This is a genomic window from Micromonospora sp. MA102, assembly GCF_025460765.1.
In the GTDB taxonomy this organism is placed as follows: domain Bacteria; phylum Actinomycetota; class Actinomycetes; order Mycobacteriales; family Micromonosporaceae; genus Micromonospora; species Micromonospora halotolerans.
In genome coordinates this window covers 148,516-173,639 of sequence record NZ_JAMWEG010000003.1, presented here as the reverse complement: position 1 = coordinate 173,639, position 25,124 = coordinate 148,516, and the positions used below count along the sequence as shown (strand labels likewise).

At 73.6% G+C, this 25,124-nt stretch carries 25 protein-coding genes; 10 read left to right on the top strand and 15 right to left on the bottom strand.

Going from position 1 to position 25,124, the window contains the following annotated elements:
• Positions 1-14 precede the first annotated feature (14 nt).
• Complete coding sequence (locus tag NFX44_RS07330; protein ID WP_262282740.1) at positions 15-1,370, bottom strand: BTAD domain-containing putative transcriptional regulator; 1,356 nt, start codon at positions 1,368-1,370, stop codon at positions 15-17.
• A gap of 188 nt (positions 1,371-1,558) precedes the next feature.
• Here NFX44_RS07330 and NFX44_RS07325 point away from each other — a divergent pair, with 188 nt between their 5' ends.
• On the top strand, positions 1,559-2,086 hold the full coding sequence (locus tag NFX44_RS07325; RefSeq protein ID WP_262282739.1) for a hypothetical protein: 528 nt from the start codon (positions 1,559-1,561) through the stop codon (positions 2,084-2,086).
• A 35-nt stretch (positions 2,087-2,121) separates the two neighbouring features.
• Here the strand turns inward: NFX44_RS07325 and ispF are convergent, their stop codons facing one another.
• The 3 genes from ispF to NFX44_RS07310 are packed head-to-tail and all read right to left on the bottom strand — an operon-like array spanning position 2,122 to position 3,855.
• On the bottom strand, positions 2,122-2,604 hold the full coding sequence (ispF, locus tag NFX44_RS07320; RefSeq protein ID WP_262282738.1) for a 2-C-methyl-D-erythritol 2,4-cyclodiphosphate synthase: 483 nt from the start codon (positions 2,602-2,604) through the stop codon (positions 2,122-2,124).
• A 16-nt stretch (positions 2,605-2,620) separates the two neighbouring features.
• Positions 2,621-3,316, bottom strand: coding sequence for a 2-C-methyl-D-erythritol 4-phosphate cytidylyltransferase (gene ispD, locus NFX44_RS07315; RefSeq protein WP_262282737.1), 696 nt, complete (start codon positions 3,314-3,316; stop codon positions 2,621-2,623).
• 53 nt (positions 3,317-3,369) lie between these two features.
• Positions 3,370-3,855, bottom strand: coding sequence for a CarD family transcriptional regulator (locus NFX44_RS07310; protein ID WP_007073334.1), 486 nt, complete (start codon positions 3,853-3,855; stop codon positions 3,370-3,372).
• Positions 3,856-4,182: 327 nt separating this feature from the next.
• Between NFX44_RS07310 and NFX44_RS07305 the strand changes: the two genes are divergently transcribed.
• Positions 4,183-4,884, top strand: a complete 702-nt coding sequence (locus NFX44_RS07305) for a hypothetical protein (protein ID WP_262282736.1) — start codon at positions 4,183-4,185, stop codon at positions 4,882-4,884.
• A 7-nt stretch (positions 4,885-4,891) separates the two neighbouring features.
• Here NFX44_RS07305 and NFX44_RS07300 read toward each other — a convergent pair whose 3' ends face one another.
• The 4 genes from NFX44_RS07300 to NFX44_RS07285 form a co-directional block, all read right to left on the bottom strand.
• Positions 4,892-5,512, bottom strand: coding sequence for a hypothetical protein (locus NFX44_RS07300; RefSeq protein ID WP_262282735.1), 621 nt, complete (start codon positions 5,510-5,512; stop codon positions 4,892-4,894).
• 40 nt (positions 5,513-5,552) lie between these two features.
• Positions 5,553-6,602, bottom strand: a complete 1,050-nt coding sequence (locus NFX44_RS07295; RefSeq protein WP_262282734.1) for a type III polyketide synthase — start codon at positions 6,600-6,602, stop codon at positions 5,553-5,555.
• A gap of 139 nt (positions 6,603-6,741) precedes the next feature.
• Positions 6,742-7,908, bottom strand: a complete 1,167-nt coding sequence (locus NFX44_RS07290; protein ID WP_262282733.1) for an acyl-CoA dehydrogenase family protein — start codon at positions 7,906-7,908, stop codon at positions 6,742-6,744.
• A 43-nt stretch (positions 7,909-7,951) separates the two neighbouring features.
• On the bottom strand, positions 7,952-8,707 hold the full coding sequence (locus NFX44_RS07285) for a methyltransferase domain-containing protein (RefSeq protein WP_262282732.1): 756 nt from the start codon (positions 8,705-8,707) through the stop codon (positions 7,952-7,954).
• Between the two features lie 45 nt (positions 8,708-8,752).
• On the opposite strand from NFX44_RS07285, the gene NFX44_RS07280 reads away from it, so the two are divergent.
• The 4 genes from NFX44_RS07280 to disA all read left to right on the top strand — a co-directional run bounded on the left by NFX44_RS07280 (position 8,753) and on the right by disA (position 13,432).
• Entirely contained in the window at positions 8,753-9,592 is an 840-nt protein-coding gene (locus tag NFX44_RS07280; RefSeq protein ID WP_262282731.1) for a UbiA family prenyltransferase, read from the top strand.
• Between the two features lie 142 nt (positions 9,593-9,734).
• The gene (locus tag NFX44_RS07275; RefSeq protein ID WP_262282730.1) at positions 9,735-10,550 is read left to right on the top strand and encodes a hypothetical protein; all 816 of its coding nucleotides are present in this window, start codon (positions 9,735-9,737) and stop codon (positions 10,548-10,550) included.
• Between the two features lie 106 nt (positions 10,551-10,656).
• The gene (radA, locus tag NFX44_RS07270) at positions 10,657-12,105 is read left to right on the top strand and encodes a DNA repair protein RadA (protein WP_262282729.1); all 1,449 of its coding nucleotides are present in this window, start codon (positions 10,657-10,659) and stop codon (positions 12,103-12,105) included.
• A 142-nt stretch (positions 12,106-12,247) separates the two neighbouring features.
• Entirely contained in the window at positions 12,248-13,432 is a 1,185-nt protein-coding gene (gene disA, locus NFX44_RS07265; protein WP_262282728.1) for a DNA integrity scanning diadenylate cyclase DisA, read from the top strand.
• Positions 13,433-13,440: 8 nt separating this feature from the next.
• Here the strand turns inward: disA and NFX44_RS07260 are convergent, their stop codons facing one another.
• From NFX44_RS07260 to NFX44_RS07250, 3 genes are all read right to left on the bottom strand, one after another.
• On the bottom strand, positions 13,441-14,211 hold the full coding sequence (locus tag NFX44_RS07260; protein WP_262282727.1) for a hypothetical protein: 771 nt from the start codon (positions 14,209-14,211) through the stop codon (positions 13,441-13,443).
• A 130-nt stretch (positions 14,212-14,341) separates the two neighbouring features.
• A complete protein-coding gene (locus NFX44_RS07255) occupies positions 14,342-14,905 on the bottom strand; it encodes a peptide deformylase (RefSeq protein WP_262282726.1) in 564 nt (187 codons plus the stop codon).
• Complete coding sequence (locus NFX44_RS07250; protein WP_262282725.1) at positions 14,902-15,414, bottom strand: glycine cleavage system protein R; 513 nt, start codon at positions 15,412-15,414, stop codon at positions 14,902-14,904. Before NFX44_RS07250 ends, NFX44_RS07255 begins: the two co-directional genes overlap by 4 nt.
• A gap of 96 nt (positions 15,415-15,510) precedes the next feature.
• On the opposite strand from NFX44_RS07250, the gene NFX44_RS07245 reads away from it, so the two are divergent.
• On the top strand, positions 15,511-16,416 hold the full coding sequence (locus tag NFX44_RS07245) for an A/G-specific adenine glycosylase (RefSeq protein ID WP_262282724.1): 906 nt from the start codon (positions 15,511-15,513) through the stop codon (positions 16,414-16,416).
• A 98-nt stretch (positions 16,417-16,514) separates the two neighbouring features.
• Here NFX44_RS07245 and NFX44_RS07240 read toward each other — a convergent pair whose 3' ends face one another.
• From NFX44_RS07240 to lysS, 3 genes are all read right to left on the bottom strand, one after another.
• Positions 16,515-19,052 carry an ATP-dependent Clp protease ATP-binding subunit gene (locus tag NFX44_RS07240; RefSeq protein WP_262282723.1) on the bottom strand — a complete coding sequence of 846 codons (2,538 nt, stop codon included), beginning with the start codon at positions 19,050-19,052 and terminating at the stop codon, positions 16,515-16,517.
• 481 nt (positions 19,053-19,533) lie between these two features.
• Positions 19,534-19,884, bottom strand: a complete 351-nt coding sequence (locus NFX44_RS07235) for an Lsr2 family protein (protein ID WP_091267630.1) — start codon at positions 19,882-19,884, stop codon at positions 19,534-19,536.
• A 112-nt stretch (positions 19,885-19,996) separates the two neighbouring features.
• Positions 19,997-21,505, bottom strand: coding sequence for a lysine--tRNA ligase (gene lysS / locus NFX44_RS07230; RefSeq protein WP_262282722.1), 1,509 nt, complete (start codon positions 21,503-21,505; stop codon positions 19,997-19,999).
• Between the two features lie 91 nt (positions 21,506-21,596).
• Between lysS and NFX44_RS07225 the strand changes: the two genes are divergently transcribed.
• Positions 21,597-22,337 carry a class I SAM-dependent methyltransferase gene (locus tag NFX44_RS07225; protein WP_262282721.1) on the top strand — a complete coding sequence of 247 codons (741 nt, stop codon included), beginning with the start codon at positions 21,597-21,599 and terminating at the stop codon, positions 22,335-22,337.
• 60 nt (positions 22,338-22,397) lie between these two features.
• Positions 22,398-23,138 carry a class I SAM-dependent methyltransferase gene (locus NFX44_RS07220; RefSeq protein WP_262282720.1) on the top strand — a complete coding sequence of 247 codons (741 nt, stop codon included), beginning with the start codon at positions 22,398-22,400 and terminating at the stop codon, positions 23,136-23,138.
• 3 nt (positions 23,139-23,141) lie between these two features.
• Here the strand turns inward: NFX44_RS07220 and NFX44_RS07215 are convergent, their stop codons facing one another.
• Entirely contained in the window at positions 23,142-23,900 is a 759-nt protein-coding gene (locus tag NFX44_RS07215) for a type III pantothenate kinase (protein ID WP_262282719.1), read from the bottom strand.
• A gap of 118 nt (positions 23,901-24,018) precedes the next feature.
• Here NFX44_RS07215 and NFX44_RS07210 point away from each other — a divergent pair, with 118 nt between their 5' ends.
• Entirely contained in the window at positions 24,019-25,122 is a 1,104-nt protein-coding gene (locus tag NFX44_RS07210; protein ID WP_262282718.1) for a hypothetical protein, read from the top strand.
• Positions 25,123-25,124 lie beyond the last annotated feature (2 nt).

The window sequence follows — 25,124 nt, the reverse complement described above, 5'->3', positions numbered from 1 at the left end:
GGCCCGAACGGCGGTCAGGCGCTGTGGCAGCGGGACCGGTCCAGCGAGCGCCCGCAGGTGCCCAGGCTGCACCAGCGCCGCAGCCCGCTGTCGTCCAGGAAGAGCCAGCCGCACCGCTCGTCCGGGCAGATCCGGAGGGTGAGCCGGCGCGGGTCGGCGAGCAGTTGGGCGGCACTCCACGCGACCGCGTGCAGGGGCATCCGGAGCCCGGCCGCGAGCTCCGGCCACCAGCGCCCGCGACCGTCGGTCTCGCGGCGGAACACCAGCTCCTTCGCGGCGGCCTCCGCGTACCGGGCGACCGCCTCGAACCCGTGCCGGTCGTCCGGTCCGGTGAGGCACCCGTACAGCGCGTGCCGCAGCTCCCGGGCCTCGGCGAGCACCGCCTCGGCCTGGTCCGGGTCCCGCCGGCCCAGGTGCATCAGCCGGCTCACCGAGACGTCGTCGATCAGCCCCACGTGCCCGGCCCACACGGCCAGGGTGCGGTAGCCGCGCAGCCACTCGGCGCCCGGCAACGGCGGTTCGTGCCCCCACCCGGCGAAGGTGTTGCAGAAGTCCAGCGCCGGGTGACCGCCGACGCTCCACGGCAGGCACTCGTCGCGTACCCGGACCTCGTAGACGGGCCGGCCGGGCCGGTCCAGCCGGTCGTCGCCGCGCAGGATCCGGCGGTGCACCTCCCGCAGGCGCGGCCCCGGCTCGACGCCCAGCTCGTCCACGAGCAGCCGCCGGGTGGTCCGGTACAGCCGCAGCGCGTCGGCCTGCCGGCCGCCCCGGTACAGGGCGGTCATCAGGACGGCGACGAGCTGTTCGCGGGTCGGGTGCCGGACGGCCAGGGGCATCAGCTCGGCGATCGCCCGGGCGTGCTGGCCCAGCGCGAGCTGCGCCTCGGCGCGCAGCTCGACGGCGACCAGCCGGAGCTCCTCGACGGTGCCGTGCAGCCGGTCCCGCAGCTCGCCGTCCGCCGCGTCGGCGAGCAGCGGCCCCCGCCAGAGGGCCAATCCCCGGTCGAGCAGCCGTACCCGCTCAGCCGGGTCGGCGGTGGCGCCCGCCGCCCGCACCAGCTCGCCGAACTCGTCGACGTCGACGTGGTGCCCGTCGGACTCCACGAGGTAGCCCTCGCCCCGGGTGCTGATCCGCACCCCGTACGGCGTCAACGCCCCCCGCAACCGCCCGATGTACGTCTGCACGGCGCCGCGCGCCGACGCCGGCGGCCGGCCGTTCCAGAGCAGGTCGATGAGGCGTTCGGTCCGGACCACCCGTCCCGTGTCGAGCAGCAGCACCCCGAGCAGGCAGCGCTCCTGGCGGCGGCTGCCGACCTCGACGGGCCGGCCCCGGTGACGGGCCTCGAAGGGTCCGAGCAGTCGGAATTCCATACCGGACAGGACGGTCTGGCCCGGGCCGCCGGTTGTCATCCGGCGGTGAGCGGATGGTGGGCTTCCCGGCGCACGGCCCGGCACCCGGGCGGACTCGGCCCGGCGGGAGGCGGACGAGTGGTGAGTCCGTGGTGAGCGGGCCTGGCGATCCTGGTACGGCCCTGACCTGGAACACGGATGGAGTGACCATGCGTCTGAAGATGAGCGTCGCGGTGGCGTCGGTCCTGGCCGCGATCGTCGCGGCACTGCCCGGCTCGGCGTCCGCCGCGAGCGGCGGCAGCGGCCCCGGCGCCTGGGAGCCGGCCCCGCAGGAGGCGTTCGAGATGCCCGCCGGAGCCCGGTGCGACTTCGCGGTACGGGTCGAACCGATCGTCGACGAGGTCCGAAAGCTGACCCTGGCGACGTACCCGGACGGCTCGCCGAAGCGGGAGCTGTTCACCGGCGCCCTGGTCGACCGGGTGACCAACCTGGAGACCGGAGCCACGTCCACGGCGGACGCGAGCGGCACGTCGCTGGTCGTCTACGGCACGGACGGCTCGATGACCTGGTACGTGACCGGGCCGGTGCTGCTCGGCTTCCGGGAGAACGCGGGCTCGCTGCCGAAGGGGCTGTGGATCGTGGACGGCCAGTTCACCGTGGAGTTCACGCCCACCTTCGAGAAGACCATCACCATGCTGCACGGCACGACCCACAACGTCTGCACGGACGTCGACTGACCGGGCGCGGCGACCGGGCCGTCCCGGTCGCCGCGTCACACCACCGGCGGCTCGTAGACCAGCGCCACCGCGATCCCGGTGAGTCCCTCGCCGCGCCCGGTGAAGCCGAGGCCGTCGGTGGTGGCGGCGGAGACGGTGACCGGCGCGCCGACCGCCGCGGAGAGCACCCGCTGCGCCTCCTCCCGGCGCGGACCGATCTTCGGCCGGTTGCCGACCACCTGGACGGACACGTTGCCGATCTCGAAGCCGGCCGCCCGGACCCGCCGGGCGCTCTCGGTCAGCAGGGCCACCCCGGACGCGCCCGCCCACTCCGGCTGGTCCACCCCGAAGTTGGCGCCCAGGTCGCCGAGGCCGGCCGCGGAGAGCAGGGCGTTGCAGGCCGCGTGCGCCGCCACGTCGGCGTCCGAGTGGCCGGCCAGGCCGTCCTGGTCGGGCCAGTGCAGGCCGGCCACCCAGCAGGGCCGCCCGGCCGCGAAGGCGTGCACGTCCGTGCCGATGGCCACCCGAGGAACGATCATGAGCCGAGGGTACGCGTCAGGCGCCGGTGGCCAGCAGGTGCTCGGCCAGGGCCAGGTCGAACGGGCGGGTGATCTTCAGGGCCAGCTCCGACCCGGGTACGCAGACCACCGGGACGCCCAGCTTCTCGACGAGGCCGGCGTCGTCGGTGAGCGGATCGCCGGCCGCCTCGTGGGCGGCGGTCAGCACCGACCGGCGGAAGCCCTGCGGGGTCTGCACCGCGCGCAGGGCGGCCCGGTCGACCGTGCCGAGGACCCGCTCGTCCGCGTCGACCTCCTTGACGGTGTCGACCACCGGCAGCACCGGGATCACCCCGCCATGGCCGGCGCGGACGGCCGCGGCCACCGACTCGACCAGCGCGGGTGGGGTGAGCGCACGTGCCGCGTCGTGCACGAGGACGATCTCCGGCCCCGCGGGGACGGCGGCCAGCGCGGCGGCCACCGACGCCTGGCGTTCGGCGCCGCCGGGGACGACGGTCACCGGGGCCACCGGCGCGAGCATCAGCCGGACCGACTCGACGTCGGCGGCCGGGGCGGCCACCACGATCGTGTGCACCGAGGGCGCGGCGGCGATCCGGCGGACCGCGTGCACCAGCAGCGGCTCGCCGGCGAGCGGCCGGAGCGCTTTGGGAGCGCCCGGGCCGAGGCGTACCCCGGCTCCGGCGGCAGGAACAAGGACCGCGACGTCACCGCGCGGATTGAGCTGCGCGGTCACGTCGCGGTCCTCGGATTCGTTTGCTACGGGGTGGGTACGACGACTGCTGTGGATCAGGCCTCGGTCAGCACCTTGTCGAGCAGCGTCTCCGCCTCGTCCTTGGTGCTCTTCTCGGCCAGCGCGACCTCGCCGACGAGAATGTCCCGCGCCTTGGCCAGCATGCGCTTCTCACCCGCGGAGAGACCCCGCTCCCGCTCCCGGCGCCACAGGTCGCGGACGACCTCGGCGACCTTCAGCGGGTTACCGGAGGCCAGCTTCTCCAGATTCGCCTTGTAACGCCGCGACCAGTTGGTCGGCTCCTCGGTGTGCGGTGCACGGAGCACGTCGAAGACCTTGCCCAGGCCCTCTTCGCCGACCACCTCGCGCACACCCACGATCTCGGCGTTCTCGGCGGGCACCCGGACCGTCAGGTCACCCTGCGCGACCCTCAGGACGAGGTACTGCTTAGGCTCGCCCTTGATGACCCGAGTCTCGATTGCCTCGATGAGTGCGGCCCCGTGGTGGGGGTAAACAACGGTCTCGCCGACACTGAAAACCATAGGTTCGAAACCCCTTTCGCTGTGTCTAGGGTAACACGCTCAGGCACCGATGTCTCACCGCTGTCCTGACCGTTGGCGCAGCTCAGGGGCCCTGTGAGAGGTATTTCTTCAGCTTGACAGGCGGTCAAGCCGATGGTTCCGACACGCTCCGTGACCATCGGATGACAACCCGGTAAGAGTGACGGAAGCGTTCATATCTAGGGCTATGCGCTCCTTCCATGGTAGCTCCGGAATTCCACATGCGCCCAGGTGTGGCGGTACGACCACCGGTGCGGGACCCTGGGGAGGGACTGACGTCCGCTCACCGAGACGGTTCCTGGGGGTCCGATGGGCATGCCTGACGCTGAAGGCCACGGGCCACCGGACGGGCTTCCCGACCTGCCCCCGGAGTGGGGCCGGGTGGTCGTCCCCGACGACGCCTCGGCGCTGGCCGAGGAGGCTCGCCGGGTCCGCCGCGAGCTACGCCGGGCGAACCGCCCGGCCGGCCGCGGACCCCGCCTCGACCCCGCCGGCCGGCCGTCGGTCGGCCTCCCCGTGCTGGTCCTGCTGGCCGCCGTGCTGATCACCCTCACCGGGCTGGCCGCCGTCACCTGGCCCCGGTCGAGCCGCTCCGGCGGCGCACCCACCGTGCTGCCGTACCCGACGGCCCCCGTCGGGCCGCTGCCCGCCCTTGACCTCGTCGGCCCCGACGACGCGCCGGTGCCGCTGCGCGGCCTGCTGCCCGCCATGATCGTCCTGGTGGACGCGTGCGCCTGCACGGAGCAGGTCAGCACCGCGGCGGCCGCCGCGCCGCCGGGGGTCACCGTGGTCACCGTCACCGGGGACCGCACCGCCGCGGCCGCCACCGCACCGGGGGTACGCCCGCTCGCCGACCCGGCCGGCGGCCTCCGCTCCTACCTGCACCTGTCACCCCACCCCGGCACGGCCGCCGCCCTGCTGGTGGACCGGCAGGGCACCCTGGTCCGGGTGGTGCCCGAGCTGGGCCCGGCGGCGGACTACCGCGACGACCTGGTCCGGCTGGGCGGCTGACCGCCGCTCAGCCCATCCCGTCCAGCCGGGCTTCGAGGTCGACCTGGTTCCGGAGCGCGACGAACCGGACCAGCAGCGGCCCGCCGCTCGCGCCCACCACCGAGATCGAGGCGGCGGTCGGCCCGCCGCAGCTCACCACCCGCTCCGTCCCGTCGTCGGACGAACCGGTCAACCCGACGACCACCGCGCCCGCGCCGGAGCAGCTGACCGTCAGCAGGAAGCGGTTCCCGTCCGACGCGTTCGCCCAGCGCGTCACCGGAGCCTCGCCGGGCGTCAGGCGGGACCGCTCCCGCCACACCTCGTAGAGGACCTCGCTCGGCCGCGCCACGCCGCCGGGCTCCTCGTGGATCACCACCGGCGCGTCCGCATCCGCCTCCGGCCCGGGCCGGACGGCCTGGTCCAGCAGGCGTCCGGTCTTCGGGTCCACCAGCACCGTCGACCGGACCGGGGAGCCGCCCGGGTCGACCCGGAAACCGGGTTCGAGGAAGGCACCGGCCGACGGGGTGCGCTGGGGCCCGGTGCGTCCCGGCTCCGGCGCCGCCGCCCGCCACCAGGCCGCGCCGGCCGCCAACGCCGCCACCGTCAGCCCGGCCAGCAGCGCGCGCCGGATCCGCTCGTCGGGAGCCACGCATGGAGCGTATCGGCGCGGAGCCCCGGCCACCGTCCCGTCAGTCGGTGCGCTCCAGCAGGACGGCGTAGAGCGTGAGGCCCGGCCCGAAGGCCAGCATCACCACCCGCTCCGGCGGCGTCGCGGCGCGGCGCAGCCGGTCCAGGATCAGCAGCACCGTCGGCGACGAGCAGTTGCCGTGCTCGTCCAGGACGGCCCGGGACGCCGCGAGCGCCGTCGGCGGCAGGGCCAGCTCCCGCTCCACCACGTTGAGGATGCGGGGGCCGCCCGGGTGCACCGCCCAACCGTCCACCTCGTCACGGTGCCACCCGTGCCGGGCCAGCAGGTCGTCCACCAGCCCCCGGACATGGCGCGAGAGCACCTGCGGCACCTTCGGTGACAGGCCCATCCGGAAGCCGGTGTCGGTGACGTCCCAGGTCATGTGGTCGGCCGTGGAGGTGTCGGTGACCGAGGTGACCTCGCGCAGCGCGTACCCCCGGCCGCCGGGGACGACCACGGCGGCGACCGCGGCGTCCGAGAAGAGCGCGTGCGAGACGATCTGCTGGGTGTCCACCCGGGCGCCCGGCGGCTGGATGTGCAGGCTGGTCAGCTCCGCGCAGAGCAGCAGCGCGGGACGGCCCCGGGCCGCGACGAAGTCGCTCGCCGCGCCGAGCCCGGGCAGGGCCGCGTAGCAGCCCATGTGCCCGACGAACATGCGCTGGGTGTCCGGGGCCATGCCCAGGTCCCGCGCGAGCAGGATGTCCAGCCCGGGGGTGGCGTACCCGGTGCAGGAGCAGACCACGAAGAGGCCGACGTCACCGGCGTCCAGACCGGCGGCGGTCAGCGCCCGGCCGACCGCCTCCTTGCCCAGCGGCAACGCCTCGACCTGGTAGCGCCGCATCCGGCGCTCGGTGGGCCACTCGGAGACGTCCTCCAGCAGCGGGTTCACCGCCGCCTGCCGCCGGGACACCCCGGAGTTGGCGAAGATGCGCTCGGCCAGCGCCCGGGTGGTCCCGGAGAAGTGCTTCGCGAAGAAGCCCGCCCACAGCTCGTCCTGCGCGGCGGACGGCGGCTGCGCCGTACCCAGGCCCGCGATCACCGGCACGCCCATGTCCCCCACCTCTCGACCCGCAACCCCACGCTTCACCAACGAGGCCCGCCCGCTTCCGACTGCGGGCCCGGCAAAAACCGATTCACCAAACCGCTCTCCGTCCGCGACCGCGTTCGCCGGACCTGCCCACTCCTCCCGCTCACCACCGGGGCGTCGCGCCGTCCCGGTCCGGATCGCCGCCGAGCGCGGCGATGCCGAGCCAGTCGGCGCAGACGTCGGAGGTGGCCGGGTGCAGCGAGCCGCACCGGGCGTCCCGGTAGAGCCGCTCCAACGGATGCCCCCGCCGGGTGGCCGAGGTGCCGGCCGCCTCCAGCATGGACGCCGCCACGTCGTTCGCGGTGGTGCCGGCGAGCAGCTTCGCGCGCCACACCCAGCGGTTGGTCTCCGCATCGCCGGGCGCCTCGTCGACCCGGCGGGCCGCCTCGGCCACCACCAGCTCGGCCGCCGCCACGGCCGCGTCGGCCCGACCCAGCCGGGCCCGGACCGCCGGCAGGCCGGCCAGGTCGCGGGCGTTCAGGTGCTCGGCCGCGGCGTCGATCGAGGCCCGGGCCACCCCGACGTAGACGGCCGCGTAGCTGGCCACCAGCCAGTGCGGCATGAGCTGGGCGACCACCAGGGCCAGCCCTTCCACCCCGCCGAGCAGCCGGTCGGCCGGCACGGTCACGTCCAGGTGCACGTCGTGGGAGGAGGTGGCGCGCATGCCCAGCGAGTCCCAGGTGGGCTCGACCGTTATCCCCTCCCCGGCCGGCACCAGGAACTGGGAGACCACCGACTGGTCGGCGGCGCTGCGGGCGGCCACCAGATAGCCGTCCGGGTGGCCCGCGCCGGAGCAGAACGCCTTGCTGCCCTTGAGGTGCCAGCCGCCCTCGACCGCCTCGTAGACCGTGCTGAGCTGGGACAGCCGGGCGCCGGCGCCGCGTTCGCTCATGGCCACCGCGTACCAGGCGCCCCCGGCCGCCGCCCGGAGCAGCCGGTCCCGGGCGGCCAGCGCCTCGTCCGGTACGCCGAGCGTCTCGGCCAGCTCCTCGTTCACCGCGCCGAGCGCGCCGGTGACCGAGGCGTGCATGTTGAACACCAGCGCGGTCGCACCGTTGCCCCGGGCCAGCTCGGTGGCGACCGCGGCGTACTCGGCGAAGGTGGCGCCCAGGCCGCCCAGCTCGCGCGGCACCATGAGCCCGAACAGGCCGGCCGCCCGGAGGTCGGCGAAGTCCTCGACCGGGAAGGAGCCGTCCCGGTCGTGGTCGGCCGCGCGGGCGGCCAGTCGCGGCGCCAACCTGCGCGCCGCCTCCAGCGCGTGCACAGTCATGTAGCCCCCTTCTCGGCGTCCCCTTTACCCCGGGCGGCCCGCGCTACCCGCTCCGGTGCCCACGGCCCTGGTAGAGCACGGCGGTCGACCGGGTCGGCAGGATGCGCGGTTCCCTCCGGGCGGGACGGCCGTCGCCGCGCCAGCGGCGCCACAGCCAGGCCGCTGTCCCGCCCAGCTCGGGGCGGACACCGCGCAGCCGCAGGGTCACGCCGTGCCGGGCGCACTCGGCGACCAGCGCGCGGGCGTCCACGAACAACCGTGGATCGTGGATGCCGCGCGGCACGGTGGGCAGCCGCTCACCGAGCTCCACCGCGACCAGCCGGGCCAGCAGGGTGTCGTTGAGCGTGTCGAGCACGAGCAGGCCGCCGGGCCGCAGCAGCCGGCACGCCTCGGCCACCGCGCGCCGCCAGTCCGGCACGTGTTCCAGCAGCTCGCCGGCGGAGACCACGGCGGCGCAGCCGTCCGCGAGCGGGACCGCGGTGGCGTCGCCCTGGATCACCGTCACCCCGTGCGCGGCGGCCTGGTCGAGGGCGGAGCGGGTCAGGTCGACCCCGACGTGCCGGTAGCCCTTGCCGGCCAGGTGCGGGGCGAGCAGCCCGGCGCCACAGCCCAGGTCGACCAGCAGTGCGTCCCTTTCGGACGCCGGCGGCACCATGGCCGCGCGGGCCCGGGCCAGCCAGTGCAGCATCGCGAAGGCGCCGTCTGGTCGCCACCACTCGCCGGCCAGGTCGTCGTACTGGCGGGGATCGTTGGGCGGCAGCACCCGGGGCGGGGTGGACACCGGTGCCGCGTCTCGCATGGACCGAGCGTGGCACGACTCCCCGGTAACGACCAGACTTCTCTTATGTCGATGTCGGTGTTAGGGCTGGTCAGGGCGAGCCACCCGGAACCGGCCGCCGCGGTGACCGTGGTGGCCGGGCTGCTCGCCCGGGCGGTCGGGCACGGTGCGGGCGGGGTCGCCGTCGTGTCGCTCACGGTGCTGGCCAGCCAGCTCGCCGTGGGCTGGAGCAACGACCTGATCGACGCCGACCGGGACGCCACGGTGGGGCGTACCGACAAACCGGTGGCCACCGGCGCGGTCTCGCGGCGGGTCCTGGCCCGCGCCACCGTGCCGGCCGCCGTGGCCACCCCGCTGCTGGCGCTGGCCCTCGGCCCGGCGGCGGCGCTCTGCGCCACCCTCGGCCTGGTCGCGGCGCTGCTCTACAACTGGCCGCTGAAGTCGACCCCGGTCTCGGTCCTGCCCTACGCGGTCTCGTTCGGCGCGCTGCCCGCCTTCGTGGTGCTGGCCCTGCCCGGCACGCCCGCGCCACCGGTCTGGCTGGTCGCCGCCGCGGCGTTGCTGGGCGCGGGGGCGCACTTCGCCAACGTGCTGCCGGACCTGGCCGACGACGCGCGGACCGGCGTGCGCGGGCTGCCCCACCGGCTGGGGCCCGCGGGCAGCCGGGCGGCCGCCGCCGGGCTGCTCCTCGCGGCCACCGTCGCGCTTGTCGTCGGGCCACCCGGACCGCCGTCGTGGGCCGGGCTGGCGGCGGTCGCCGCCGCCGTCGGGGTGCCGGCCGTCGGCTGGTACGTCGGACGCACGCCGACCGGGACCGGCGCCCGGCCGGTGGCCGCCTTCCGGGCGGTGCTGGTGGTGGCGCTGATCGATGTGGTGCTCCTGGTGGCGAGCGGTCGGGTGGTCTGACCGGTCCCCTGGAAGGTGGCATTACCGGGTCGGCGTGCGGCCCTCGATCAGCTCCAACTACCCTGGAGCGCGGTCTGCGCGGGTATGGCCACCCCCGTGTCCGGCGTCCGGCCGGGTGGGGATCGTGACGAGGAGGACCGACGTGACGCGCTCGATCAGGGGTTCCCGGCCGGCGGCCCTGTTGCTGGCCGGTACGGCGGCGGCAGCGAGCCTGCTGCTGTCCGGGTGTGGCGCCGGCCAGGTGGCCGAGACCGCCAACAAGATCCCGTCGGTGCAGGGCGTCAGCGTCCAGACCCCCGACAACCTCTACAAGGTGCGCGGCCTCTACATGGAGTTCCCCGGCCCGGAGGGTTACAAGTCCGGCGCCAACGCGCGGCTCAACGCGGTCATCTACAACGACAGCCAGCAGCCGGTGACCGTGACCGTCACCACCGACGGCGCCCGGGAGATCGTGCTCAGCGGCGCCGGGGCGGGCAGCGAGGCGGCCACCCCGACCGGCTCGCCGACCGAGCCGGCCTCCGCGTCACCCACCGCGACCGACCCGAGCGCCTCGCCCAGCCAGTCGCTGGGCACCAGCGAGTCCCCGTCGGCGAGCGGCTCCGCCTCGGCCAGCGGCTCCGCCTCGGCGAACCCGTCGCCGTCGGCGAGCGAGTCGGCGCCGGCCGGCCAGCCGGCCCGGATCGAGATCCCGGCCAACAGCTACGTCCAACTGACCGGCAGCAGCCCGCGGTTCCTCCAGCTCGTCGGCCTGAACCAGAGCCTGCGCGTCGGCCAGCCGGTCAACCTGACCTTCGACTTCGGGGGCGGCAAGGTCATCAAGACCGGCGCGGCGGTCGGCGTCCCGCTGACCCCGGCCGCACCGCCCTCGGCGGTGGTGCAGCCCCGCGAGGAGGAGGGCGGCGCCGGCCACCCGGGCGGCCTCATCGAGGGCGGCACCGAGGGCGGCAACCACAGCTGACGCCCGACCCAGCTCCGACGACACCGCCGGTGTGGCCAGCGCCACGCCCGGCGGTGTCGTCGTTTCCGGGTGGGCTTTCGTCGTACCGTCCGGTTAGCGTCCTGGGGTGAGCCAGCCCCGATCGACCTCCCCCCGCGCCGCCGCCGGCCGCGGCCGCGGCGCCGCCCGCGAGCCCCGCCCGGCCTACGAGTGCGACGCCTGCGGCCACCAGCCCCCCAAGTGGGTCGGGCGCTGCCCGGAGTGCGGCGAGTGGGGCTCGGTGGTCGAGTGCACGGTGACCGGCCCGCTGGTCTCCGGCCGGGTGGTCAGCTCCCGGATGCCCGCCGAGCCGGCCCGCCCGATCGCCACCATCAGCGCCGCGCCCGCCCGGGCCCGGGCCACCGGCGTCAGCGAGCTCGACCGGGTGCTCGGCGGCGGCCTGGTCCCCGGCGCGGTGGTGCTGCTGGCCGGGGAGCCGGGGGTCGGCAAGTCCACCCTGCTGCTCGACGTCGCCCAGCAGTGGGCGGCCAACGCGGGCAGCCCGTCGCTGGTGGTCAGCGGTGAGGAGTCGGTCAGCCAGGTGCGGCTGCGCGCCGAGCGGATGGGCACGCTGCACGACCAGCTCTACCTGGCCGCCGAGAGCGACCTCTCGGCGGTGCTCGGCCACCTCGACGCGGTCAAGCCGGGGCTGCTGGTCCTCGACTCGGTGCAGACCATCTCGACGACCGGCACCGAGGGCGTTCCGGGCGGGGTCACCCAGGTCCGGGCGGTCACCGCGGCGCTCGTCGCGGTCGCCAAGGAGCGTGGTGTCGCCACCGTGCTGGTCGGGCACGTCACCAAGGACGGCCAGGTCGCCGGGCCCCGGGTGCTGGAGCACCTGGTCGACGTGGTGCTGCACTTCGAGGGCGACAAGCACTCCTCGCTGCGCATGGTCCGCGGGGTGAAGAACCGGTTCGGCGCGGCCGACGAGGTGGGCTGCTTCGAGATGCACGAGGGTGGCATCAGCAGCCTGGCGGATCCGTCCGGCCTGTTCCTGACCCGCTACTCCGAGCCGGTCCCGGGCACCTGTGTGACGGTGGCCATGGAGGGGCGGCGCGCCCTGGTCACCGAGGTGCAGGCGCTGATCGGCGCCACGGTCGCCGGCTCCCCCCGGCGCACGGTCTCCGGGCTGGACGGCGCGCGGCTGGCCATGGTGCTCGCGGTGCTCCAGCGGCGCACCGAGCGGCTGACGCTGCACGACCGCGAGGTCTTCGCCGCCACGGTGGGCGGCATCCGGGTGGTCGAGCCGGCGGCCGACCTGGCCGTGGCCCTGGCGGTCGCCTCCGGCGGGCTCAACCTGGCCCTCAACCCGCAGCTGGTGGCCATCGGCGAGGTCGGGTTGACCGGCGAGGTGCGCCGGGTCGGTGCGGTGCCCCGCCGGCTGGCCGAGGCGGCTCGGCTCGGCTTCCGGCTGGCCCTCGTGCCGCCCGGCTGCGGCCCGGGCAGCAGCGGGGTGGCCCCGGAGAACATGCGGGTGATAGAGGTCACCGACGTCCGGGCGGCCCTCCAGGCTGCCGCGCGCGCGTCGGCGGAGTGACCGTCCGTAGGCGTACGGTGGGACCGGCCGGGCGATTCCGGACAGCCGGCGCAGCGGGTCGGCGACGGGGGGAGCCGGACATCGTGACACATCACAGTAACCACGAGAGCACCCACCGCACCGCAGTCCGTAGACTGTGCCCGTGCCGATCGACCGCGATGCCACCAAGCCCGCCGCGACGACGCCGCACGCCCGCACCGGCGCCGTGGGCTCTCCCGCCCGTCCCATCAGCGTGAGCGTCACCGGAAGCGTCGGCGGGGCCGGCGGCGACCCGTTGCGGGCCAACCTCGCCCTCATGGCGCCGGGCACCGCGCTGCGCGACGGCCTGGAGCGGATCCTGCGCGGCCGCACGGGCGCGCTGATCGTTCTCGGCTACGACAAGATCGTCGAGCAGATCTGCACCGGCGGTTTCCCGCTGGACGTCGAGTTCTCCGCGACCCGGGTCCGCGAGCTGTGCAAGATGGACGGCGCCGTGGTGCTCTCCAGCGACGGCACCCGGATCGTCCGGGCCGCGGTGCACCTGATGCCCGACCCGTCGATCCCCACCGAGGAGTCCGGCACCCGGCACCGCACGGCCGAGCGGGTGGCCCGGCAGACCGGCTACCCGGTCATCTCGGTCAGCCAGTCCATGCGGATCATCAGCCTCTACGTGAACGGCCAGCGGCACGTGCTGGACGACTCGGCGGCGATCCTTTCCCGGGCCAACCAGGCGCTGGCCACGCTCGAGCGTTACAAGCTCCGGCTGGACGAGGTCTCCGGCACGCTCTCCGCCCTGGAGATCGAGGATCTGGTGACCGTCCGCGACGCCGTGGCCGTGGTGCAGCGGCTGGAGATGGTCCGGCGGATCGCCGACGAGATCGCCGGCTACGTCGTGGAGCTGGGCACCGACGGCCGCCTGCTCGCCCTCCAGCTCGACGAGCTGATGGCCGGGGTGGACGCCGACCGCACCCTCGTCATCCGGGACTACCTGCCGGTGGGCCGGAAGTCGCGCACCCTCGACGAGGCGCTTGTCGAGCTGGACCTGCTCAGCGCCACCGAGCTGATCGACCTGGTCGCGGTGGCCAAGGCGATCGGCTACCCGTCCGCCTCGGACGCGCTCGACGCCGCCGTGAGCCCGCGCGGCTTCCGCCTGCTGGCCAAGGTGCCCCGGCTCCCCGCGGCCGTGGTCGACCGGCTGGTGGTGCACTTCGGCAGCCTCCAGCGCCTGCTGGGCGCGACCGTGGAGGACCTCCAGGCGGTCGAGGGGGTTGGCGACGCCCGCGCCCGGGGCGTGCGTGAGGGGCTGTCCCGCCTCGCCGAGGCGTCCATCCTGGAGCGCTACGTCTGACCCTCGGGTCAGCCGGTGATGGTGAGTTTCACGGGCTCGCTGAGCTTGGTGCCCACCCGGGCGAAGAGCTGGTACGTGCCGATCGGGGCGTACGGGCCGGCGGCCACGCCGTTGGCGCAGCGGCTCACGTCCCGCCCGTTCCAGCCCAGCTCGTAGGAGCGCTCGAAGTTGGGCGTGAACGACTGGACGTCGGAGCCCTTGCCGGTGCCGCAGGTGTCCGAGGACCACACCTTCGCCGCGCCGGCCTTGATGTAGAGCTCCTGCAGGTCGGCCCCGACGTCCCGGCTGCACGTGCGCTCCGAGATGTTCTTGACCCTGAGGCGCAGGGTGACCACCGTGCCCCGCTGCGCGGAGGCCGGCAGCGCCACCGGGGTCACCTGGATCTCCGAGTCGGCGCAGGTGCCGTCGTCGGCCACCGGGGCGGCCGGCGCGCCACCGTCGTTCGTGCCGCCACCGTTCGTGCCGCCACCGTTCTGGCCGCCGCCGTTGTCGGTGCCCGTGCCGCCCCCGTCGCTCGTCCCGTTGCCGCCGCCCGACTCGCCCGGGGTGGGCGACGGGCTGGTGGACCGCGGGGTCAGCAGCGAACCGGTCGGCCCGGGAGCGGCCGCCGACGGCGAGCCGCCCGCATTGCCCCCCGCGTTGCCCGACGGGGTGTCGGTGCGATCGGTGCCGGTGCACGAATAGAGCAGGACAATCAGGAAAAGCAGCCCGGCTCCGAAGACGACGGCTCGACGCCGCCAGTACACGGCGGGAGGCAGTGGGCCGACCGTCAGACGCATGATGCGTTCACCGTAGCGGCGCGACGCCCGGCCCGCCGGTCCGACGCGCCGAAGGCCCTCCGCCCGGCTTCCACAACACTCCACAGGGGACGAAGCGGCTCGCTGAGCGGCGCCACCCGGTCACGACCGGTCAGAGGTAGACCTTGCGCTGGTAGACGGCGTGCGCCCCCGCGACCCGGTCCAGGAAGAGCAGGCCGGCGCAGTGGTCGATCTCGTGCTGGAGCGCCCGCGCCTCGAACCCGTCGGTCACCAGCCGCACCGGGTCGCCGCTGCCCGGCAGCACACCCTCGACCACCAGCCGGCTGGCCCGCTTCACGTCACCGGTCAGGTCGGGCACCGACATGCAGCCCTCCCGCCCGGCCTTCCAGCGGCTCGCCTCCACCACGGTGGCGTTGCACAGCACGAACGCGCCGTGCACGGTGACGGCCTTCGGGTGCCCGGTCACATCCACCGCGAACACCTGGGCGCTCACCCCCACCTGCGGCGCGGCCAGGCCCACGCAGCCCGGCGACACCCGCATGGTGGCGACCAGGTCGGCGGCCAGTCGGACGACCTCGGCCGAGGTCGGGTCGACGGCCGGACCGGGCCGGCTGAGCACCGGGTCCGGCGCGGACACGACCGGGCGTACCGCTCCGGGGGCGTCGAGCTTCTCCGGCGTCCAGCCGCCCAGGCCGGCGTACTCCTCCGCGGTCACAGCAGGTCCGTGTCCGCCGGGCGGAGGCTGACCCCCACGCCCAGCTCCGCGGCGGTACGGGCGAGCCGGCCGGCCACCTCGTCGGCGCTGCCCGGCGGCAGCTCGACCTCGGCGACCACCACGTACAGGGAACCGGTCAACCGGGTGCTCAGGTCGGTCACGTTGCCGCCCGCGTCGGTCAGCACCCGGGTCATCGCCGCCACGATGCCCATCCGGTCCGCGCCGTGCACCGCCATCACGTACGGCTCGCCGCCGGGCGCGTTCTCCCCGTCGGGGGTGACCGCGCGTACGGTGGCCAGCAGCTGGCCCTCGGCGGCGAGCGGCGCCAGCGCGGCCTCGACGTCGGCGGCGGCCGGCCCCACGCAGATCAGGGTCATGGCGAAGTGTCCCCGCAACCGGGTCATCGTCGAGTCGGTGAGGTTCGCGCCGAGCCGCGCGAGGACCTCGGCGACGTCGGCCACGATGCCCGGCCGGTCCCGGCCGATGACGGTGATCGCGAGCTCGTTCATCCGGACATTCTGCCCCGTCGCCGTCGAACGGCCGCGACGGCCCGCCCGCCCCGCCCAACCCGCGGGAAAGCCGCCCGTGACATCCTTGGCGGCGCGATGTCTGAGCCCACCTTCGCCACCCTGGTCAGCCGGTGGTACGAACGCAACGCCCGCGACCTGCCCTGGCGCGAGCCTGGCATCGGCGCCTGGGCGATCCTGGTCAGCGAGGTCATGCTCCAGCAGACACCCGTGGTCCGGGTGCTGCCGGCCTGGGAGGCGTGGCTGTCCCGCTGGCCGACGCCGGCCGCGCTGGCGGAGGACACGCCGGCCGAGGCGATCCGGATGTGGGGCCGGCTCGGCTACCCCCGCCGGGCCGTACGCCTGCGCGACTGTGCGGTGGCCATCGTGGAACGGCACGGCGGTGAGGTGCCGGATCGGCTCGACCACCTGCTGGCGCTGCCCGGGGTCGGCACGTACACGGCCCGGGCGGTGGCGGCCTTCGCGTACGGGCAGCGGCACCCGGTGGTCGACACCAACGTCCGGCGGGTGGTGTGCCGGGCGATCGCCGGCGAACCCGATGCGGGACCCGCCACCCGCCCCGCCGACCTGGTCGCCACCGAGGAGCTCCTGCCCGGCGAGCCGGCCGCGGCGGCCCTGGCCAGTGCGGCGTTCATGGAACTCGGCGCGGTGGTCTGCACCGCCCGGGCCCCGCGCTGCGGGGTGTGCCCCGTGGAGTCGAGCTGCGCCTGGCGGGCCTCCGGCCAGCCGGCCCCGGCCGGCCCGACCCGCCGCCCCCAGCGCTACGCCGGCACCGACCGGCAGGTGCGCGGCCTGCTCCTCGCGGTGCTCCGCGACGCCTCCGCCCCGGTGCCGCACCAGCGGCTGGACCAGGTCTGGCACGACGACGTGCAGCGGGCCCGGGCGCTGGCCGGGCTGGTCACCGACGGCCTGGTCGAGCCGGTCGGCGAGGAGTCCTTCCGGCTCGTCGGCGACGGCCCTCCGGTCCCGCTCCCCCGCCCCTGACCCGCCGGCCCGGTCCCGGCCGGCTCAGCACGAGAAAAGGCGACGGCCCCGGCGGCTTTCGCCTGCCGGGGCCGTCGCCCTCGATCTGTTGCCCGAACCTACGCGGCGTCGTCCGCGCCCGTGGCGGCGGTGCCGCCGAGGTCCGCCGGGACCGCGTCCGGCACGGCCACCGGCCGGTCGGCGCCCCGGAAGACGAGCTTGGACTTGTCGATGTTGTCGGGGTCGCCCTCGCAGTCCACCACCACGATCTGACCCGGGGTCAGCTCGTTGAAGAGGATCCGCTCGGACAGGTTGTCCTCGATGTCGCGCTGGATCGTGCGACGCAGCGGCCGCGCGCCCAGCACCGGGTCGAAGCCCTTCTTCGCCAGGTACTTCTTGGCGTTGTCGGTCAGCTCCAGGCCCATGTCCTTGTTCCTCAGCTGCGTCTCGATCCGGGCGATCATGATGTCCACGATCTGGAGGATCTCGTTCTCGCGCAGCTGGTGGAAGACGATGGTGTCGTCGATCCGGTTGAGGAACTCGGGCCGGAAGTGCTGCTTGAGCTCGTCGTTGACCTTCTGCTTCATCCGGTCGTAGTTCGACTCGGAGTCGTCAGAGGCCTGGAAGCCCAGCGACACCGCCTTGGCGACGTCCCGCGTGCCGAGGTTGGTGGTCAGGATGATGACCGTGTTCTTGAAGTCCACGATCCGACCCTGGCCGTCGGTGAGCCGCCCGTCCTCCAGGATCTGGAGGAGCGTGTTGAACACGTCCGGGTGAGCCTTCTCGATCTCGTCGAAGAGGACCACCGAGAACGGCCGACGACGCACCTTCTCGGTCAGCTGCCCGCCCTCGTCGTAGCCGACGTAGCCGGGAGGGGCACCCACCAGCCGGGACACCGTGTACCGGTCGTGGAACTCGGACATGTCCAGCTGGATGAGGGCGTCCTCGCTGCCGAACAGGAACTCGGCGAGCGCCTTGGAGAGCTCGGTCTTACCGACACCGGACGGGCCGGCAAAGATGAACGAGCCGGACGGGCGCTTCGGGTCCTTCAGGCCGGCCCGGGTCCGCCGGATCGCCTTCGAGACCGCCTTGACCGCGTCCTCCTGGCCGATGACGCGCTTGTGCAGCTCGTCCTCCATGCGCAGCAGGCGCGAGGTCTCCTCCTCGGTCAGCTTGTAGACCGGGATGCCGGTCCAGTTGCCGAGCACCTCGGCGATCTGCTCGTCGTCGACCTCGCTGACGACGTCCAGGTCACCGGCCTTCCACTCCTTCTCCCGCTGGGCCTTCTGCCCGAGGAGCTGCTTCTCCTTGTCGCGGAGCTGCGCGGCCCGCTCGAAGTCCTGCGCGTCGATCGCGGACTCCTTGTCGCGGCGGACCTGGGCGATCCGCTCGTCGAAGTCGCGCAGGTCTGGCGGCGCGGTCATCCGGCGGATGCGCATCCGGGCACCGGCCTCGTCGATCAGGTCGATCGCCTTGTCCGGCAGGAAGCGGTCGGAGATGTAGCGGTCGGCCAGGGTGGCGGCAGCCACGAGAGCCGCGTCGGTGATGCTCACCCGGTGGTGCGCCTCGTAGCGGTCCCGCAGGCCCTTGAGGATCTCGATGGTGTGGGCCAGCGAGGGCTCACCCACCTGGATCGGCTGGAAGCGGCGCTCGAGAGCGGCGTCCTTCTCCAGGTGCTTGCGGTACTCGTCGAGCGTCGTGGCGCCGATGGTCTGCAGCTCGCCACGGGCCAGCATCGGCTTGAGGATGCTGGCGGCGTCGATCGCGCCCTCGGCGGCACCCGCACCCACCAGGGTGTGGATCTCGTCGATGAACAGGATGATGTCGCCGCGGGTGCGGATCTCCTTGAGCACCTTCTTGAGGCGCTCCTCGAAGTCACCGCGGTAGCGGGAACCGGCGACCAGTGCACCGAGGTCGAGGGTGTAGAGCTGCTTGTCCTTCAGCGTCTCGGGCACCTCGCCCTTGATGATCTTCTGGGACAGCCCCTCCACCACGGCGGTCTTGCCGACGCCGGGCTCACCGATCAGGACCGGGTTGTTCTTGGTCCGGCGGGAGAGCACCTGCATGACCCGCTCGATTTCCTTCTCGCGCCCGATGACCGGGTCGAGCTTGCCCTCACGGGCGGCCTGGGTCAGGTTCCGGCCGAACTGGTCCAGCACGAGGCTGGTCGACGGCGCGGCCTCGCCCGGCGCGGCGCCCGCCGCGGCCGGCTCCTTGCCCTGGTAGCCGGAGAGCAGCTGGATCACCTGCTGGCGGACCCGGTTGAGGTCGGCGCCGAGCTTGACCAGCACCTGGGCGGCGACGCCCTCGCCCTCACGGATCAGGCCGAGCAGGATGTGCTCCGTGCCGATGTAGTTGTGGCCGAGCTGCAGCGCCTCGCGCAGCGACAGCTCCAGCACCTTCTTGGCCCGCGGCGTGAACGGGATGTGCCCGCTCGGCGCCTGCTGGCCCTGGCCGATGATCTCCTCGACCTGCTGACGGACGCCCTCCAGGGAGATGCCGAGGCTCTCCAGGGCCTTTGCCGCGACACCCTCACCCTCGTGGATCAGGCCCAGCAGGATGTGCTCCGTACCGATGTAGTTGTGGTTGAGCATCCGGGCCTCTTCTTGGGCCAGGACGACAACCCGTCGCGCTCGGTCGGTGAACCGCTCGAACATGCCCTCGTGCTCCTCACGTGCCGTGCGCCTTGATGGTCAGATCTCGGCGGGGCCGGTGCGCGGACGTCCGGGACGGGCGTCCGTGCCTCCTTACTCTATCGCCGCGGACCGACTCCGCTGAGGTCGTGTGTCCCCGCGAATGGTCGTGCACGCGTCGTTTCTGACAACCGTCCGCGCTCAGGAGGTGTTCCGGTACCCCCGCCTGTACGCGCAGAGCGAAATTCGACCGCCGGTGGAAAAGCCCGGTCGAGGGGCTGGAGCGGGGGCGTCGGCGCCCGGCCGCGGTCTTCCACAACCTGTGGACAGAATCCCCACCGCCTGTGGACAACGGCCCCGGGCGCCGGTTTCTTCCCGTGCCGGAGCACGCTGCGCCACCCGCCCGGCACGGACCGGACAGACGGCGCGCGCGGGCGGAAACGGCGACGCCGGCCCGGAGTGGCACTCCGGTCCGGCGTCGTGTCGCCCGCTGCGGGTCGTCGGGTCAGTGCCCCGCCTTCGCGTGGTACTCGTCCACGATCTCCTGCGGGATGCGCCCCCGGTCGGAGATGTCCTTGCCGGCCTTCTTGGCCCAGGCCCGGATGGCCTTGTTCTGCTCGCGGTCGGCGGTCGCGCCACCCCGCCCACGGGCGGCCCGGCCACCCACGACCACACCGCCACGGCCGACCTTCGTGCCGTGCGCGATGTACTGCGCGAATACGTCGCGCAATTTTTCAGCGTTGGAAGCCGAGAGGTCGATCTCGTACTGCACACCGTCGAGCGCGAACTTGACGGTCTCGTCAGCGTCCCCGCCGTCCAGGTCATCGACCAGCTTGTGAATGATCTGCTTGGCCACGTCCCACATTCCTTTCGAGCAGGGTTGTGCTCCTGCAATACAAGAGCACAATAGCCCGCCCGCTGCTCGCTCCGTCAATAGGACGCGGTAACGACCCGGAGAAGCTTGTGTGCTACTCCGGCCGGACCAACGGGAACAGGATGGTTTCCCGAATTCCCAGGCCGGTCAGCGCCATCAGGAGCCGGTCGATTCCCATTCCCATACCGCCGGCCGGCGGCATTCCGTACTCCATCGCCCGGAGAAAGTCCTCGTCCAGCCGCATGGCCTCGTCGTCGCCCCGCGCCGCGAGCTGCGCCTGCGCCACCAGCCGCTCCCGCTGCACCACCGGGTCGACCAGCTCCGAGTACGCGGTCCCCAGCTCGAAACCGAGCACGTAGAGGTCCCACTTCTCGGCGAGCCCCGGCTCGCTGCGGTGGGCCCGGGTGAGCGGACTGGTCTCCTCCGGGTAGTCACAGACGAAGGTGGGCGCCTGGAGCGACGGGACCACCAACTCCTCGAACAGCTCCTCGGCCAGCTTGCCCGGGCCCCACTTCGGGTCGACGGAGAGGCCGACCTTGTCCGCGTACTCGACCAGGCGTGACCTTTCGGTGCGGACGGTGACCTCCTCGCCGAGCGCTTCGGAAAGAACCCCGAACAGCGACACCGAGCGCCACTCGCCGCCCAGATCGAACTCGCGGCCGTCGGCGTGGGTGACGACCGTCGAGCCGGCGACCGCGAGAGCGGCCTGCTGCACGAGATTTCGGGTCAGCTCCGCCATCGTGTTGTAGTCGCCGTACGCCTGGTAGGTCTCGAGCATCGCGAACTCGGGCGAGTGCGAGGAGTCGATGCCCTCATTACGGAAGTTGCGGTTGATCTCGAAGACCCGGTCGACGCCCCCGACGACCGCACGCTTCAGAAACAGTTCCGGCGCGATTCGGAGATACAGATCGGTGTTCAACGCATTGCTGTGGGTCACGAATGGGCGGGCCGCCGCGCCGCCGTGCAGCAACTGGAGCATCGGGGTCTCGACCTCGATGAAGTCCTGCGCGTGGAGGGTGTCCCGGAGGCTGCGCACGGCGGTGGCCCGGGTGCGGACCATCTGCCGGGCCTGCGGGCGGACCACCAGGTCCACGTAGCGCTGGCGGACCCGGGCCTCCTCGCTGAGCGGCTTGTGCGCCACCGGCAGCGGGCGCAACGCCTTCGCGGTCACCGCCCACTCCTCGACGAGCACCGACAGCTCGCCGCGCCGGCTGGTGATCACCTCGCCGGTCACGCCGACATGGTCGCCCAGGTCGACCAGGCGCTTCCAGTCGTCCAGCCGCTCGGCGCCCACCCGGTCCAGGGAGAGCATCGCCTGGAGTTCGGTGCCGTCGCCGTCCCGCAGGGTGGCGAAGCAGAGCTTGCCGGTGTTGCGCACGAAGATCACCCGGCCGGTGACCGAGACCCGGTCGCCGGTGGCCGTGTCCGTGGGCAGGTCGGCGTACCGCTCGCGGATCTTCGCCAGCGTGCTGGTCCGCGGGAAGCCGACCGGGTACGGCTCGACGCCCTCGGCGAGCATCCGGTCCCGCTTCTCCCGGCGGACCTTCATCTGCTCCGGAAGGTCGTCGGCGGGGTCTACTGGCAGGGCGTTCTGCTCGGTCACGGCACGCTTCCTCAGACGGAGAATTCGGGCGGGGTCAGGCCCCGAGCGTACTCAAGGGGCTGCCGGGTCGTTACGGGATAACCTGCCCGCCATGACCGACCCCACTGAGGCCCTGTCGTTCGGCGCGGCCGCCGCCGACTACGACCGCTACCGGCCCCGCTATCCCGAGGCCGCGCTGCGCTGGGCGCTCGGCGACCTCACCCTGCCGGTCCGCACCGTCGACCTGGGCGCCGGCACCGGGATCGTCAGCCGTGGCCTGCTCGCCCTCGGGCACGCGGTGACCGCCGTCGAGCCCGACCCGGCGATGCGCGCCCAGTTCGAGGCCGCCACGCCCGGCGTCGCCGCCCGGGAGGGCAGCGCCGAGTCGGTCCCGCTGCCCGACGGGTACGCGGACGCGGTGCTGGTCGGCCAGGCGTACCACTGGTTCGACCGGGAGCGGGCGCACCCGGAGATCGCCCGGGTGCTGCGGGCCGGCGGTCTCTTCGCGGCGGTGTGGAACCTCCGGGACGACCGGGTCGGCTGGGTGACCGAGCTGAACCGGATCGCCGAGATCGGCGACACCGTCAACCACCTGCGTGAGACCGTGACCGGCTTCGGTCCCCGGTTCGCGGCGCCCGAATGGGCCGAGTTCGACCACACCACCCCGCTGACCCCGGACGAGCTGCTCGGCATGGTCCGCACCCGCTCGCACTACCTGACCGCCGGACCGGAGCGCCGCCGCGCGGTCGACGCGGAGCTGCGCGACCTCCTCGCCGGCCACCCGGAGCTGGCCGGCCGGGACACGATCGACCTCCCCTACCGCACGCTGGTGGCCCGGGCGCGGCGGAACTGACCCCGCCCGGCCGGGCGCAGCCGCCCCCCGTGCGGCCGGCCGCCGCACTAGCCTCGCCTCATGGTCGACGTCACCCCGGCACTCTCCTTCGGCGCCGCCGCCGCCGAGTACGACCGCTTCCGGCCCCGCTATCCCGAGGAGGCGCTGCGCTGGGCGCTGGACGGGCTGGCCGCACCGGCCCGGGTGGTCGACCTCGGCGCGGGCACCGGCATCCTCACCCGCGGGGTGCTCGCGCTGGCGCACGAGGTCGTACCCGTGGAACCGGATCCGGGGATGCGGGCGCAACTGGCGGCCGCCACCGCGGGCACCACGGCGCTGGCCGGCAGCGCCGAGTCGGTGCCGCTTCCGGACGGATCGGCCGACGCGGTGCTGGTGGGTCAGGCCTACCACTGGTTCGACCGGGAGCCGGCGCACGCCGAGATCGCCCGGGTGCTGCGGCCGGGCGGCACGTTCGCGCCGCTCTGGAACGTCCGGGACGAGCGGGTGACGTGGGTGGCGGAGCTGACCCGGATCGCCCATCTCGGTGACAACGCCGGCGACGTGACCGAGAAGTACGCCGACTTCGGTCCCGCCTTCGAGCCGGTCGAGGTGGGCGAGTTCGCCCACGCGACCACGCTGACCCCGGACGAGGTGGTCGGCATGCTGCACACCCGCTCGTACTGGCTGACCGCACCGCCCGACGAGCGGGCGCGGGTCGACCGTGAGCTGGGCGAACTCTTCGCCACCCACCCCGACCTGGCCGGCCGCGCGGCGGTCGAGCTGCCCTACCGCACCCTCGTCTTCCGCTCCCGCCGCCGCTGAGGCTCAGAGGTTGCGCTCGTAGACCATCCGCAGGCCGATCAGGGTGATCATCGGCTCGTGGTGGGTGATGGTGCGGCACTCGCTGAGCACCAGCGAGGCCAGACCGCCGGTGGCGATCACGGCCTTCACCTCGCCCAGCTCCTCGGTCATCCGCTCGACGATCCGGTCCACCTGGCCGGCGAAGCCGAAGTAGAGGCCGGCCTGGAGGCACTCGACGGTGTTCTTGCCGATCACCGAGCGCGGCTTGGTGGCCTCCACCTTGCGGAGCTGGGCGGCGCGGGCGGCGAGCGCGTCGAAGGAGATCTCGATGCCCGGCGCGAACGCACCGCCGAGGAACTCGCCCCGGCCGCTGATCACGTCGAAGTTGGTCGTGGTGCCGAAGTCCACCACGATGCACGGCCCGCCGTAGAGGGTGTACGCGGCCAGGGTGTTGACCACCCGGTCCGCGCCGACCTCCTTGGGGTTGTCGATGGCGAGCTGCACGCCGGTGCGCACGCCGGGCTCGACGATCACGCTGGGCAGGTCGGCGTAGTAGCGGGCCAGCATGGTGCGCAGCGAGCGCAGCGCGGCCGGCACGGTCGAGCAGGCGGCCACCCCGGTGATCTCCACGGCGTCACCGGCGAGCAACCCGCGGAACATCAGACCCAGCTCGTCCGCGGTGGACCGGGCGTCGGTCTTGATCCGCCAGTTGTGCACCAGCTTGTCGCCGTCGAAGGTCGCCAGCACGGTGTTGGTGTTTCCGATGTCGATGCAGAGCAGCACGATCGCAGCCTAGACAACCGCCGGGCGGGTGGGCGCGCAGCGGCGGCCGAACCGTATCCTGAACACATCGCGGCATGAACATGGTTCTATCCACGGCACGGCCGGACGGGGAGCGGACATGTCGAGGATGTGGTGGGTCCGGGGGCGCAGCGCCCTGCTACGGCGACGCCGGCACGTGCTGGTGCTCGCGGTGCTGGCCGGTGGGGCGCTCTGGATGATCGTCCAGGCCGGGCAGTCGTGGCAACGCCACGGGCAGACCTTCCGCGGCGACCTCTACCTCAACATCGGCGCCGCCCTGATCATGACGCTCCTGACCTATGTGGTGCTCAACCCGCTCTTCCGGGAGCTCCGCACCGCCACCATCATCGAGCACCCGCGGCTGGACCGGGACGCGCTGATCCAGCGGGTGGCGCAGTCCCGCGAGGTGGTGGCCATCCTGGAGACCTTCACCAGCATGCTGGAAGGGCCGTACACGACCCGGTTCCTCGCCGCGCTGCGCTTCGCCCTGGCCAACGGCGCCACGGTCAGGGTGCTGCTGCTCGACCCGGACTCCCCCGCCGTCCGGCTCCGCGCCGAGGAGCTGCGCCGCGCCGACACCGCCGTCGCGATCATGAACAACCTCTACCACTTCAGTCGACTCCAGCAGCAGCTCGCGCCGGCCGCCCGCTCGCGCCTCCGGGTACGGATCTACGCCACCGCCCCCTCGGTCCAGATGTACCGCTGGAACGACAAGGCGTTCATCTCGTTCTTTCCCGTGCACGGCAAGACCTTCGACGCCCAGCAGCTGGAGGCCTACGTCTCCACCCCGCTCGGGGAGTTCGTCGACGACCGGTTCAGCGAGCTGTGGGAGACCGCCCCGGTGCGCGACCTCGACGCCTGCCTCACGCTCAACGTCTGCCTCCGCCGGGGCGACACCGAGCTGGAGTCCTGCGACGCCCGCTACGTCCGGCTGGACGGCACCTGGTACATCGCCGGCGGCGACCTCGTCCGCAACGTCGCCCGGCACGGGCTGGCCGGGCTGACCGTGGTGCTGCCGAACCGGCCGGAGGCGGCCGGGCAGGCGTTCGCCCTCGCCGAGGCCGACGAGCTGGAGGCCGAGATCTACCACCGCGCGCTCCAGCTCTTCCGCGCCAAGTACGGGCTGGACGCCCGGGACGACACCGAGAGCCAGGTCATCTTCAACCTGGTGCCGGCCACCGCGCTCACCGCCCGGCTGGGCTGACC

What these genes read in the sequence shown, in the direction of transcription:
- NFX44_RS07330 (WP_262282740.1), bottom strand. Translation starts at nt 1,370, where the DNA reads ATGGAATTCCGACTGCTCGGACCCTTCGAGGCCCGTCACCGGGGCCGG.
- NFX44_RS07325 (WP_262282739.1), top strand. Translation starts at nt 1,559, where the DNA reads ATGCGTCTGAAGATGAGCGTCGCGGTGGCGTCGGTCCTGGCCGCGATC.
- ispF (WP_262282738.1), bottom strand. Translation starts at nt 2,604, where the DNA reads ATGATCGTTCCTCGGGTGGCCATCGGCACGGACGTGCACGCCTTCGCG.
- NFX44_RS07310 (WP_007073334.1), bottom strand. Translation starts at nt 3,855, where the DNA reads ATGGTTTTCAGTGTCGGCGAGACCGTTGTTTACCCCCACCACGGGGCC.
- NFX44_RS07305 (WP_262282736.1), top strand. Translation starts at nt 4,183, where the DNA reads ATGGGCATGCCTGACGCTGAAGGCCACGGGCCACCGGACGGGCTTCCC.
- NFX44_RS07295 (WP_262282734.1), bottom strand. Translation starts at nt 6,602, where the DNA reads ATGGGCGTGCCGGTGATCGCGGGCCTGGGTACGGCGCAGCCGCCGTCC.
- NFX44_RS07290 (WP_262282733.1), bottom strand. Translation starts at nt 7,908, where the DNA reads ATGACTGTGCACGCGCTGGAGGCGGCGCGCAGGTTGGCGCCGCGACTG.
- NFX44_RS07285 (WP_262282732.1), bottom strand. Translation starts at nt 8,707, where the DNA reads ATGCGAGACGCGGCACCGGTGTCCACCCCGCCCCGGGTGCTGCCGCCC.
- NFX44_RS07280 (WP_262282731.1), top strand. Translation starts at nt 8,753, where the DNA reads ATGTCGATGTCGGTGTTAGGGCTGGTCAGGGCGAGCCACCCGGAACCG.
- NFX44_RS07260 (WP_262282727.1), bottom strand. Translation starts at nt 14,211, where the DNA reads ATGCGTCTGACGGTCGGCCCACTGCCTCCCGCCGTGTACTGGCGGCGT.
- NFX44_RS07250 (WP_262282725.1), bottom strand. Translation starts at nt 15,414, where the DNA reads ATGAACGAGCTCGCGATCACCGTCATCGGCCGGGACCGGCCGGGCATC.
- NFX44_RS07245 (WP_262282724.1), top strand. Translation starts at nt 15,511, where the DNA reads ATGTCTGAGCCCACCTTCGCCACCCTGGTCAGCCGGTGGTACGAACGC.
- NFX44_RS07240 (WP_262282723.1), bottom strand. Translation starts at nt 19,052, where the DNA reads ATGTTCGAGCGGTTCACCGACCGAGCGCGACGGGTTGTCGTCCTGGCC.
- NFX44_RS07225 (WP_262282721.1), top strand. Translation starts at nt 21,597, where the DNA reads ATGACCGACCCCACTGAGGCCCTGTCGTTCGGCGCGGCCGCCGCCGAC.
- NFX44_RS07220 (WP_262282720.1), top strand. Translation starts at nt 22,398, where the DNA reads ATGGTCGACGTCACCCCGGCACTCTCCTTCGGCGCCGCCGCCGCCGAG.
- NFX44_RS07210 (WP_262282718.1), top strand. Translation starts at nt 24,019, where the DNA reads ATGTCGAGGATGTGGTGGGTCCGGGGGCGCAGCGCCCTGCTACGGCGA.